The organism is Caulobacter sp. HMWF025, from assembly GCF_003060965.1.
Lineage (GTDB): Bacteria > Pseudomonadota > Alphaproteobacteria > Caulobacterales > Caulobacteraceae > Caulobacter.
The window spans coordinates 14,104-26,097 of record NZ_QAII01000085.1; the positions used below are offsets into that span (position 1 = coordinate 14,104).

The following is an 11,994-nucleotide window of genomic DNA, read 5'->3' on the forward strand; positions in this document are numbered from 1 at the left end:
CAGGGCCTCGCCTGGCGCATTCTGGAAGCCTACAACCGCCTGCAGACCGCCAGGGTCTTCGCGGCCCTGCTGACCCTGGCCCTGCTGGGCGTCGGACTCCATGCCCTCATGGAGGTCGTCGAGCGCCGATTACTGGCCTGGTGGCGGGGACGTTAGGTCGAGGTTAAGCCGATTGGACTAGGGGTTGAGTCTAGGATTCAGATGGGCCCTGCTAGCATGCGTCTTGCCGTCGTCATCGTTGCTCTGGCTTGCGTCGCTTCGGCCGCGCAGGCTCGCGACGTGCGCGAAAGCCGCTACGGCCCCCGGTCGGACCGGCCGGCGACCGCTTCGGACGGTACCGCAGCCTATAATGGCCCGATGCTGGCCTGGTCGGGCAAAGCGCAGGACGCCGCGCCGCCGCCCGTTGCACAGCCCCCGGTCTTCGCCCCGCCTTCGCCCGTAGCCCCAGAGCCATCAGCGCCATGGCGCAAGCTCGGAGCCCTTCCGGCCCAGCCGGCACCGCAAGCTGCACCGGCCGCCCCCCTGCCGACGAGCCTCTACGCGCCGGCGCATGCGGCAGCGCCGCGCCCGGCCGGTTCGCCGTCCCAGGTGGCCATGGCTCCACCGTCTTCAGACGCCCTGGGTCCGAGCCTGTCGCGTACCTATTCCGTGGGCCGCCAGTACGGCCTGCAACCTGACGCCCTGCCGCCGCTCAAGCCGAACGGCATGGTGTTCATCGCGCCCTCCGACCCACAGCCTGCAGCCCGGGGCGAGCCCCCGCGGCACGGCTCGGCAGAGTGGCTGGCCGGCGGCCCTGCAGGGAACGAGGCCGAACGCGATGCCGGCAAGGACCTTTCGCTCCGATGAAATCCCGTCTGCATGATCTGATTGCCCTGGCGGATGAGCCGTCCAGCGAGAAGCGCCGCGAACTTCTGCGTGGCGTCACGGACCTGTTCTTCACCGGCGACGCGCACAACCAGGTCGAAATGGGCCTGTTTGACGATGTGATGTCGCAGCTGGCCGGCGAAATGGAAGAAGCGGTCAAGGTCGAGCTGGCCCAGCGCATGAGCCAGGCCGCCACACCGCCGCGAGGCTTGAGCCGGGTTCTCGCTGTCGAGAGCATCGCCGTCGCCCGGCCGATCCTCGAACGGTCATCGGCCCTGTCGGAAGACGACCTGCTGCATGTGGCCCGGACCCAGGGTCAGGATCACCTGCGCGCCATCTCGCAACGGGCCAGCGTGCCCAGCTCCGTCTCGGACGTGGTGATCCAGCGCGGCGACGACGACACGGTCGGCGTGCTGCTGCGCAACGAGGGCGCGGTGCTGTCGCGCGCAGCCCATGAGGCCGTGGTCGACCGGGCGGCCGCCAACCCCGCCCTGCATGAAGCCGTGATCGACCGCCACAGCCTGCCGGTCGACCTGCTGAACGAAATGTATTTCATGGTCGAGTCCAAGCTGCGCGACCGGATCATGGCCAAGAATGCGGACATGGACCCCGCGACGCTCGAGGCCGCCCTCAGCGCCGGCCGCAAGCGTGTCGCGGCCCTGGACGGGGCCTTGCCGGCCGACCACGCTGCGGCCGAGGCCGAATTCCGCGCCCTGAAGGCCCGCAACGGCATCTCGCCCCAGGCGCTGGCCGGGATGCTGCGCGGCAAGAAGCAGACCCTGTTCCTGGTCGCCCTCTCCGACCTGGCCGAGATCGACTTCCACACCGCGCGAAAGATCCTTGAGCGGCGGGAACTGGATGCCCTGGCCATCGTCTGCCGTGCGGCCGCCTTCGACCGCGCGCTGTTCCTGACCTTCGCGCTCCTGATCCTCGACCCTGCCGACGACGTGATGGGCAAGGCCAAGGCCTATGGCGAGCTCTACACTGCCCTGTCCCGCGAAGCGGCCATGCGGACCATCCGCTTCTGGCGTCTGCGCCGCCAGACCGGCGACGTCGCCGCCGCCTGATGTGGGCACAGGCAAGGCCTCCAATGCCTTGCTTGCGCCTTCTGCCCCGGCCAAGGTGAGCTGAGAAAAAGTTCACCAAACCCTGGGTCGTTTATGATTCGCGCCTCGCGCCTGACGCTGCTCGCCGCTGCCGGCCTGTCCCTCGCCGCCTGCTCGTCCCTTCCAAGCCTGCCGAAGCTGGGTGAAGGCCCAAAGGTCGTGGCCGCTGCGCCGCAGCCGGCCGGACCGACCCTGGCCCAGATCAAGAGCGGCCAGTGGGCGCACGAACTCTCCGACCTCAAGCCCGACCCGGCCGTGCGCTTCGGCGTCCTGCCCAACGGCATGCGCTATGCGCTGCGCAAGAACGCCACGCCGCCAGGCCAGGCCGCCCTGCGCCTGTGGTTCGATACGGGTTCGATGATGGAGGCCGACGACCAGCAGGGTCTGGCGCATTTCCTCGAGCACATGGCCTTCAACGGCAGCAAGAACGTGCCTGAAGGCGAGATGATCAAGATTCTCGAGCGCCATGGCCTGGCTTTCGGGGCCGACACCAACGCCTCGACCGGCCTCGACGAGACCGTCTACCAGCTGGACCTGCCCAAGACCGACGACGACACCGTCAACACCTCGCTGATGCTGCTGCGGGAGGCGGCCGGGGAACTGACGATCGCGCCGGAATCGGTGGACCGCGAGCGCGGCGTCGTCCTGTCGGAAGAACGGGCCCGCGACACGCCCGGCTATCGCGTCGCGATCAAGGGCATGGACTTCCAGATGGAAGGCCAGCTGCCACCGAAACGCATTCCCATCGGCAAGACCGAGGTTCTCAAGACCGCACCGGCCCAGCGTATCCGCGACTACTACCAGGCCTATTACCGTCCCGAACGGGCGGTGATCGTCGCCGTCGGCGATTTCGATCTCGACGCCATGGAAGCCCGCATCAAGGCCCGGTTCGGCGACTGGACCGCCAAGGGCCCGGCCGGCGCTGATCCCGATGTCGGCAAGGTGGCCAGGCGGGGCGAGAGCGTCCGATTGATCGTCGAGCCCGGCGCGGCCCTTTCGGTCCAGATGTCGTGGGCCGGCCTCCCGGACAAGCGGATCGAGACGCGGGCCACGGACGAGCAGGACACCCTGCAGAACCTTGGATTTGCCGTGCTGAACCGTCGTCTGCAGGCCCTGAGCCGCGCGGGCGATCCCCCCTTCCTTTCGGGCTTCGGCTATAGCGGTGACCAGTACGGTGCCCTGCGCCTGACCACCCTCGGGGCGACGGCCCAGCCGGGCCGCTGGAAAGAGGCCCTGTCCGCGCTCGAACAGGAGCAACGCCGGATCGTGCAGTTCGGCGTACGCCAGGACGAACTGGACCGCGAGATCGCCGCCCTGCGCGCCTCACTGGTCGCGGCCGTCTCGGGTGAAGCCACCCAGCGAACGACGGCCCTGGCCGGGGCCATTGTCGGCACGCTCGGCAGCGGCGAGACCGTAACCAGCCCCAGCCAGAACCTGGCCGCCTTCGACGAGACGGTGAAGGGCCTGACGGCCGAGCGCGTCTCCGCCGCGGTGAAAGCCACCTTCACCGGTTCGGGCCCTCTGGTCCTGATCCCGACGCCGACCAATATCGAGGGCGGTGAAGCGGCGGTTCAGGGAGCCCTGGCCGAGTCGCGAAAGATCGCCGTTACCGCGCCCGCCGCGCCGGCCACGACGCTCTGGCCCTATGCCAGCTTCGGCACCATCGGCAAGGTGGCCGAGCAAAAGGACGTCCCCGACCTCGACACCGTGTTCGTCCGGTTCGAGAACGGCGTGCGCCTCACGGTCAAACCGACCAAGTTCCGAGACGACCAGATCCTGATCAAGGCCCGGATCGGTCACGGCCTTCTGGATCTGCCGACCACCACCCAAAGTCCGGTCTGGTCGGGCTCGTCCTTCATCGAGGGCGGGCTGAAGCAGATCAGCGCCCAGGACATGGAGCGGGTGCTGAACGGCAAGATCTGGAACGCCAGCCTCGGGGTCGAGGACGACGCCTTTACCCTGTCAGGCCGCACGCGCCGCGATGACATCGGCACCGAACTGCAGGTGCTCGCCGCCTTTACGGCCGAGCCCGGCTGGCGTCCCGAAGCCTTCTCGCGGATCAAGACCTTCTACGGCACGATCCACGACCAGCTGGAAACCACCAGCGGCGGCGTCATCGGCCGGGACCTGAACGGCCTGATGCACGGCGGCGACCGGCGCTGGACCTTCCCCTCACGCGAGGAGATCGCCGCAGCCTCGCTCGACACCCTGAAGGGCGCGGTTGCCAATCCGCTGGCCACCGGCCAGATCGAGGTGGTGATCGTCGGGGACGTGACGGTCGACAAGGCCATTGCGGCCGTGGCCGAGACCTTCGGGGCCCTGCCGACCCGGCAGCCTGTGGCTGAACCTGCGGCCGCCCGGAAGGTCGCCTTCCCGGCCCCGTCCAAGACGCCGGTGGTGATCCCTCACAAGGGCCGCGCCGACCAGGCCCAGCTGTTCATGGCCTGGCGGACCGATGACCTGTTCTCGGATCTCCAGCGGGCTCGCGACGTTTCGGTCCTGGCCCAGGTGATGCAACTGCGCCTGACCGACGAACTGCGCGAGAAACAGGGGGCCACCTATTCGCCCTCGGCTTCGGCGACCCACAGTGTGGTGTTCGATGACTGGGGCTATCTGTCGGTCAGTGTCGAGGTGCCGCCCGAGAAGCTGGACGGTGTGATCGCCTCGATCCGCCAGATCGCCGCCGACCTGCGCGACAAGCCGGTGACGGCCGACGAACTGAACCGGGCCAAGAAGCCCCGCCTGGACCAGATCGAAAAGGCCCGGGTGACCAATGAATACTGGCTCGGCGTCCTGTCGGGCGCCCAGGCCGATCCACGCCTGCTGGACTCGACCCGGTCGGTCGTTTCGGGCCTCGAGCGGGTCACCCCGGCCGATGTCCAGAAAGCCGCCCGGACCTTCCTCGGCGAGGACAAGTCGTGGACGGTCCTGGCCAAGCCGGCCGGCAAGTAGGCACAAAAAGGCCCTCCCGCGGTGCGGCGGGAGGGCCTGATCTTTTGGGGGTGTGCCGGGTCTAGTAGACGACGCCGCCGACCCCGCCGTCGAGGCTGAAGCTCATCGACGACCCGCCGACCTCACGGACCGTCTCGTCGCGATAGGCCGTGTAGCGTTCGGTCGTCAGCAGGGTCAGGATCTTCACACCGGCCCCGAACCGGCGCAGCAACGAGCGTTCATTGCAGTCGCGCGCCGGACGCTGGGGACGGCAGCTGAGCTGACCAGCCGCACCGGTCTGGGTGCCCGTAGACTGGCCTGGCGTATAGTAGAGCGCCTCGTTCTTGCCGCAGACAAAGGTCTGGCCGCCGCGCGCGGTGCTGATGTCCATGGTGCCGCTGTAGTCGCCGATCACATACTGCATGCGCGAGCCGGCGATGCAGCGATAGAGCTCGCCGTCATAGGCCTGGTCGATCTCGCGATCGGGAGTCACCTGCGAGGCGGGGTGCGGTACATCGCGGTCATCCAGGCAGACCGCCCGGACGATGACCCGGCTGATCCGGGTGCGCGTGGCCTCATAGCCGGCGCGCCGGCGGGCTTCGCCGCCTTCGACGTTCAGCCCCTGGATATAGCCGGTCGACATCGGACCGGAATAGTATCCGCCGTGGCTGCCGCCGCCGTAATAGACGGTGGAACCCGAATAGCCGCCGGCCCCGGCGCGGGCATAGGCCCCGGAGGTCGCGCCGGCCGAAGCGTTGGCATTGGCGTTGACGATGACGGTCGCGCCGACATTGACGTTGACGCCCGGAATATTGACGTTGTGGCCCGGCGTGCAGCAGGGGGTGCTGGGCGGGGTCGGAGGCCGCGGCGGAGCCGGCGGCGGCGCGCAGCAGTTCGAAGGCGGCGGCGGTGGTGCGCAGCCGTTGTTGCACTGGGCATAGGCTGCCCCGCCCAGCAACAGGCTTCCCATCAGGGCGCCGAGCCCCGACACCAGGCCACGCATCGATCGTTTCGGCGCCTTCATGGCGTCTCCCCTTCACACGACGTCGTCCGGCTGTCTGGCCAGCAAGAAACGGACCGCGCCGCTCATTCCGTCCGACCTGGGTCAAAACGGGACAAAAACCGGTGTGGTCCAGATCTCCCAGCAAGGTCCGTGCGGCCGAAAACAGCCGTGAATGGGCCCGCCAGGGGACGACGATGTTCCATCCAAGCACGGAACGGTTGATAGACTATTGGCGTGATCGCAAAGGCGACGCCGTCGCCCCCGCGCGCATGGACGTCAATCCGGGCGATTTCACCGACCTCCTGCCCCAGGTTTTCATGGTCGGCCGCGAACGCGCGGGCCACATGCCCTTCCGGCTGGCCGGGGGATTCCTCACGGACCTGCATGCTCGCGGTCTGCGTGGCGAGGACATGCTGAGCCTCTGGGCCCTGTCGCATCGCCTCGAGGTGAAGTCGGCACTCGAGATCGCTCGCCGCCGCGGTCAGCCCGTCGTCATCACGGCTGACATCCGGGCCCTGGGTGTGCCCTCGGTCGGCATGGAAGTGCTGTTTGCCCCGCTGCGCGGCACCACCGGCGAGACCGACCGGTTCATCGGCCTCTACCAGCCCATCGCCATGATCCAGCGCCTCATGGGGCGACCGGCCCACGAACTGGGCGTCCGATCGATCCAGCCGCTCGGCATCGCAAACCAGGAAGGCCCGCAGCTGCGGCTTGCCACCCTGCACGGGCGACGGATCGCCTAGCTCCGGGTCGGATCGACCACACAGGCCTCAAGGGCCTCAAGCAACTCGCGCCATGCCCCGGCGATCCCGGGGGTCCAGGCCTGGCCCAGCACGTCACGCAGGGTCTCGGCGACGACGCCGAAGAAGGTTCCGAACACGGCGGGCGACACACCATAGCCCTCGTGGTTCATCGACTCGCTCAGGATCAGGTTCGCCCCGTACTGGCGGTTGCCGACGAAATCCAGCATGGCGCGGATCACCTGGGACAGCATTTCGCCCCGCACCTGCTGGTCAGGGTCCATGCAGAACAGCGCCTCCATGTCCGGATGCCGGGCAAACAGGCGCGCATAGACCAGCGGGGTCAGATCCTCGCAAAGCTCGGCCGCAAGCTCGAACGTCTCTTCGATCAGCGCCCCGTCCATAAGCCTCAGTCCCGACCGGCAGCATCCAGGTCGGCGAGGATCTGCGCCGGCAGGACCAGTCGCGCGGCCTGCATCAGTTCCTCCAGCTGCTCGACCGAGGTCGCACTGGCGATCGGCGCGGTGATCGCCGGATGGGCCATGATCCAGGCCAGGGCCAATTGGGCCGGGTTGGCTCCGGTCGCGGCGGCGGCGGCGTCGAGGGCCGCCAGGACCTTGAGCCCCTTGGCATTGAGATAGTCGCGCTTGATGGTCGCGCCCCGCGCCCGCCCGTCCACATCGGCGGCGGTGCGATACTTGCCGGTCAGGAACCCAGAGGCGAGGCCGTAGAAGGGAATGATGCCGAGGCCCTCGGCCTCGGTCAGCCGGTCCAGGGCCCCCTCGACCTCGACCCGGTCATACAGGTTGAACTTCGGCTGGATGGTCTCGTAGCGCGGCAGGCCGGCCGCCGACGACGCGCCGAGGGACTGCGCCAGGCGCTCCGGCGTGAAATTCGAGGCCCCGATCGCCCGTACCTTGCCGGCCCTGACCAGCCGGCCATAGGCCTCGAGCGTCTCTTCAACCGGCGTGTCGGCATCGTCGCGGTGCGACTGGTAGAGGTCGATATGGTCGGTCTGCAGCCGCCGGAGCGACTCCTCGACCGCCGTCTCGATATTGGCGGCCGAAAGGCCCGGCCGCGCGGGCCACATGGCGACCTTGGTCAGGATCAGCACATCGTCGCGACGGCCCCGCGCCTTCAGCCAGCGACCGATGACGCTTTCAGACTCGCCGCCGGTGTGGCCCGGCACCCAGGCAGAATAGACATCCGCCGTGTCGATGGCGTTGAAGCCGCCGTCGACAAAGGCGCCGAGCAGACGATGCGAGGTCGCCTCGTCCGCCGTCCAGCCGAAGACATTGCCTCCGAAAATCAGGGGCGCGGTGGACAGGCCGGAACGGCCGAGCGGGCGACGCTGCATCGAAAACTCCCGGGATCGACCGGGGGCCCCGCGAGAGGTCCCCGGTCAGGACTGGATCAGGCCGCGACGGCGCGACCGTCTTCGAAGACCGGCACATCCATCGGCGCCAGCGTGGTCTTGCCGCGGATCAGGTCACTGGCGCGCTCGGCGATCATGATGGTCGGCGCATTGGTATTGCCGCCCACCAGGGTCGGCATCACCGAGGCATCGATGACCCGCAGGCCGGCAAGGCCCTGGACCCGCAGCTGGTCGTCGACCACCGCCATGGAATCGCCGGCCGTGCCCATCCGGCAGGTGCCGACCGGGTGATAGATGGTCTCCGACTTGGCGCGGATCCAGGCGTCGAGGTCCGCATCGCTGCGCACATCGGCCCCAGGGGCGTATTCGGCGTCGCGATAGGGATCGAGCGCGGCCTGGGCCACGACTTCGCGGGCCATGCGGACGCCTTCGCGCAGGGCGCGGCGATCCTCGTCGGTGGCCAGATAGTTGCCCAGGATGGTGGGATCATCGAACGGATCGGCCGAGCGCAGCCCGACCTTGCCCCGGCTTTCGGGGCGCAGCTGGCAGACGTGCAGCGTGAAGCCGTCCTTCTCGACCACGACCTTGCCGTGATCCTGCATGATGGCCAGCACGCCGTGGATCTGCAGGTCGGGCCGGTCGAGATCCGGCCGCGACTTGATGAAGGCCCCGCTTTCCAGGAACTGCTGACGGCCCAGGCCCTGGCCCAGCAACATGTAGGACAGGCCGGTGGCCAGTTTCTTCAGCCCCTTGTTGGCCGAATAGGCCGTGGTCAGGTTCTTGGCCGTCCATGAGGCGCAGACATCCAGGTGATCCTGGAGGTTGGCGCCGACGCCCTTCGACTCGTGGACGACGTCGATGCCGTGCTGGCGCAGCAGGTCTGGATCACCGATCCCCGCCAGTTGCAGGATCTGCGGCGACTGGACCGCTCCGGCGCAGAGCAGGACCTCGGCATCGGCATGGGCCACGGCCTTGGCTCCGCCCTTGCCGACCACATATTCGACGCCGATCGCCCGGCCCTTTTCGATCAGGATCCTGGTGGTGCGGGCCTCGGTCACGCAGGTCAGGTTCGGACGCGACAGGGCTTCGGTCAGATAGGCCGCCGCCGCGCTCCAGCGCTTGCCGTCGCGGATCGTCAGGTCGTAGGGGCCAAAGCCTTCCTGCTGGTAGCCGTTGAAGTCCCGGGTGGTCTTGTAACCCGCCTGACGGCCGGCCTCGATCAGGGCCGGATAGAACGGGCTGGGCGACTCGCCCTTCGATACATGCAGCGGGCCCGCGCCGCCATGGTAGGCATCGCCGCCGGCATGGTGCGTTTCCGAGCGCTTGAAATAGGGCAGGACTTCCGAATAGGACCAGCCCGACAGGCCCATCTGGCGCCACTGGTCATAGTCGCGCGCATGGCCGCGGATATAGACCATCCCGTTGATCGCCGAGCTGCCGCCCAGCCCCTTGCCGCGCGGCCACCAGAGCTTGCGATCATCCAGGTGCGGCTCGGCCTCGGTCCAGAAGCCCCAGTTCTGCTCGCCCTTGGCCTTGATCAGTTCGCCAACGCCGGCGGGCATCTTGACGAGGATCGAGGTGTTCTTGCCGCCGGCCTCCAGCAGCAGGACCTTGATATTGGGGTCTTCCGTCAGACGGGCCGCAAGCACGCAGCCGGCCGAACCGGCCCCGATGACGATGTAATCGAAGCGTTCACTGGCCATGGCCCCGACGCCCTCCCTGAATGTTATCGTTGTTAAGACAGAGAGTGGCGCGGCTTTTCATTCGGCACAAGAGTGCCCGTCAGGCACCGGCGAAACTGCAGGGCCCGCCGGTCAGTCCGGGCGGAGCTCGACCATCTCGCGGGCATACCGCTTCCAGTTCTCCACATAGTGCAGCGCCGAAGCCTGCAGGATCAGGGCATGCTGCTCGCCGATCTCGCGCACCACCTTGCCCGGGGCCCCCACGACCATGCTGTTGTCAGGGATCTCCTTGCCCTCGGTGATCAGGGCACCGGCACCGATCAGGCAGTTCCTGCCGATTTTCGCGCCATTCAGGACAATGGCCCCGATTCCGATCAGCGAGCCGTCGCCGATCGTGCAGCCGTGCAGCATCACCATGTGACCGATGGTCACGTTCGAACCGATGGTCAGCGGCGCGCCATGGTCCGTGTGAAGAACAGATCCGTCCTGAACGTTGCTGTTTTCACCGATCACAATGGGATCGTTGTCCCCGCGGATAACCGTTCCCCACCAGATACTTGCGTTCTTCTTGAGGACGACATTGCCCATGACCGAGGCGGTCGGCGCGATCCAGTATTCACCCTGGCCAGGCAGCTCCGGCCTTGCAGTGCCCAATGAATAGACAGTCATCCGTATGCCCCATAACCTGAAAATCGCGGCTTGATTAATCTCTGATAAACCACGTTAGCATCATCCTAGTCGGGCGAATCGACGGGGTAAAAGCCTTGATTCACACCGGGCCGATGTTCGGTCCCGGCTCCCGGCAACGGAGACCACGGTGTCGCTCTTGGCGTTCAGGCGTTCTCTGAGACCCCCGCCTTCCCGGCCCAGTGCCGCGCCTCGTGGCGCACCCGTCTCCGTACATCTCCTCCCCACCGCCAAGGACGACGCCATACGGCCTCGTCCTTTTTTCATGCCTGAATGGAGGCTTTCATGACCAAGCGAGCCCTGAAGCGTATGGCGCGCGAAGGCGCGATCGAGACCGGCCACTTTTCGGATGACGCCAAGGTGCGCCGTCTGCCGGTCGATCATCGCGAGCGCGGGAACGGATGGTCACCCCTGGGCCATGAAGGGCCAGCCAAAGGGCCAGAGCGAGATCAGAGCTATCTAAAGACCATAAAACCCAAATCACCCGGCCAGGCGGAGTTGATGGAGGCCATCGACAAGAAGAACCTGGTCATGGCGCTCGGCCCGGCCGGAACCGGCAAGACCTATATCGCCATCGCCAAGGCGGTCGAGGCCCTCGAAGCCGGAACGGTGGCCCGCATCGTCCTGTCGCGCCCCGCCGTCGAGGCCGGCGAGTCGATCGGCTACCTGCCCGGCGACATGGAAGACAAGCTGGCCCCCTATCTGCGCCCGCTCTATGACGCCCTCACCGACCGGCTTTCGACCCGCCGGATGCGGGCCCTGATGGCCGAAGGCGCCATCGAGATCGCCCCGGTCGGCTTCATGCGCGGTCGCACCCTGAACAACGCCTTCGTGGTCATCGACGAGGCCCAGAACTGCACCTACATGCAGCTGAAAATGCTGCTGACCCGGCTGGGCTGGCACTCGACCATGGTCGTGACCGGCGATCCCAACCAGTCCGACCTGCTGCCCGGTATTTCCGGTCTTGCGGACGTGGCGGCGCGGTTTGAAGCGGTCGAAAACATCGGCGTGGTCCGCCTCGCCGATCGCGACATCGTCCGCCACCCCCTCGTCGCGGAGATGCTGGGCGTTCTGTAACGCCGGAACCAACCGGACCTTCGACGGACAGGCCGGCCCCAAGCCGGCCTGTTTGCCGTCTGGCGTCCCCGAAAGACGGCGAATGACTCTTGAAAGTTTTGCCCGCCGGGATCAGTCTCTCATGAGTTGAGCGCGCCTGCTGAAGGCAGGTCCCGCCCGCCTGGACGTCAGGAGACAATCGATGTCGCTGTTCCGTTCCGCCTTGGTTGCAACCCTGCTCATGGCCTCGGCCGCTTCGCCGGTCGCGGCGCAGCAGTTTGTCATTCCGCAATCTGGCGCAGAGCGAATGAGTCAGTTCGACCTCTGGAGCCGGCAGTTGACCGCCATAGGCGGAGCCCGAGCCACCCAGGCTCAATGGAAGCGCGCTGTGCGGGCGGCAGCCCTGATCAACGCCAACCGCTGCAAGGATGCCTATCTGCTGGCCGCCCACGAACAGGACGAGCGACTGGCCAAGCGCGTCTATGAGGTCTGCACCGCCCCGGCCTGAGGCGCGTTCCGGATCTTGCGCGAAATGCGCATCAAGACTTGA

At 67.3% G+C, this 11,994-nt stretch carries 11 protein-coding genes and 1 pseudogene; 7 read left to right on the forward strand and 5 right to left on the reverse strand.

The features are described 5' to 3' along the window. The 4 genes and pseudogenes from DBR10_RS19925 to DBR10_RS09830 all read left to right on the forward strand — a co-directional run. Positions 1-156, forward strand: a pseudogene (locus DBR10_RS19925) (ABC transporter permease); the annotation flags it as partial. A 60-nt stretch (positions 157-216) separates the two neighbouring features. Further along, positions 217-846, forward strand: coding sequence for a hypothetical protein (locus DBR10_RS09820; RefSeq protein WP_108504183.1), 630 nt, complete (start codon positions 217-219; stop codon positions 844-846). Next, entirely contained in the window at positions 843-1,931 is a 1,089-nt protein-coding gene (locus tag DBR10_RS09825; protein ID WP_108556300.1) for a DUF2336 domain-containing protein, read from the forward strand. The genes DBR10_RS09820 and DBR10_RS09825 overlap by 4 nt, the downstream gene beginning before the upstream one ends. A 93-nt stretch (positions 1,932-2,024) precedes the next feature. Further along, on the forward strand, positions 2,025-4,922 hold the full coding sequence (locus DBR10_RS09830) for a M16 family metallopeptidase (RefSeq protein ID WP_108556301.1): 2,898 nt from the start codon (positions 2,025-2,027) through the stop codon (positions 4,920-4,922). Between the two features lie 61 nt (positions 4,923-4,983). Here the strand turns inward: DBR10_RS09830 and DBR10_RS09835 are convergent, their stop codons facing one another. Continuing rightward, on the reverse strand, positions 4,984-5,925 hold the full coding sequence (locus DBR10_RS09835; RefSeq protein ID WP_108504184.1) for a hypothetical protein: 942 nt from the start codon (positions 5,923-5,925) through the stop codon (positions 4,984-4,986). A gap of 173 nt (positions 5,926-6,098) precedes the next feature. Between DBR10_RS09835 and DBR10_RS09840 the strand changes: the two genes are divergently transcribed. After that, complete coding sequence (locus DBR10_RS09840) at positions 6,099-6,647, forward strand: PAS domain-containing protein (RefSeq protein WP_108504185.1); 549 nt, start codon at positions 6,099-6,101, stop codon at positions 6,645-6,647. Here DBR10_RS09840 and DBR10_RS09845 read toward each other — a convergent pair. From DBR10_RS09845 to DBR10_RS09860, 4 genes are all read right to left on the reverse strand, one after another. Continuing rightward, a complete protein-coding gene (locus DBR10_RS09845; RefSeq protein ID WP_108504186.1) occupies positions 6,644-7,048 on the reverse strand; it encodes a globin in 405 nt (134 codons plus the stop codon). The two genes, DBR10_RS09840 and DBR10_RS09845, sit on opposite strands and share 4 nt — an antisense overlap. A 5-nt stretch (positions 7,049-7,053) precedes the next feature. Continuing rightward, a complete protein-coding gene (locus DBR10_RS09850; protein ID WP_108504187.1) occupies positions 7,054-8,001 on the reverse strand; it encodes an aldo/keto reductase in 948 nt (315 codons plus the stop codon). 56 nt (positions 8,002-8,057) lie between these two features. Further along, positions 8,058-9,722 (reverse strand): choline dehydrogenase, encoded by a 1,665-nt coding sequence (locus DBR10_RS09855; protein WP_108504188.1) that lies wholly within the window; start codon positions 9,720-9,722, stop codon positions 8,058-8,060. Positions 9,723-9,833: 111 nt separating this feature from the next. Then, positions 9,834-10,370 (reverse strand): gamma carbonic anhydrase family protein, encoded by a 537-nt coding sequence (locus DBR10_RS09860; RefSeq protein ID WP_108504189.1) that lies wholly within the window; start codon positions 10,368-10,370, stop codon positions 9,834-9,836. 291 nt (positions 10,371-10,661) lie between these two features. On the opposite strand from DBR10_RS09860, the gene DBR10_RS09865 reads away from it, so the two are divergent. Further along, the gene (locus DBR10_RS09865) at positions 10,662-11,465 is read left to right on the forward strand and encodes a PhoH family protein (protein WP_108504190.1); all 804 of its coding nucleotides are present in this window, start codon (positions 10,662-10,664) and stop codon (positions 11,463-11,465) included. 181 nt (positions 11,466-11,646) lie between these two features. Beyond that, on the forward strand, positions 11,647-11,952 hold the full coding sequence (locus tag DBR10_RS09870; RefSeq protein WP_108504191.1) for a hypothetical protein: 306 nt from the start codon (positions 11,647-11,649) through the stop codon (positions 11,950-11,952). Positions 11,953-11,994 lie beyond the last annotated feature (42 nt).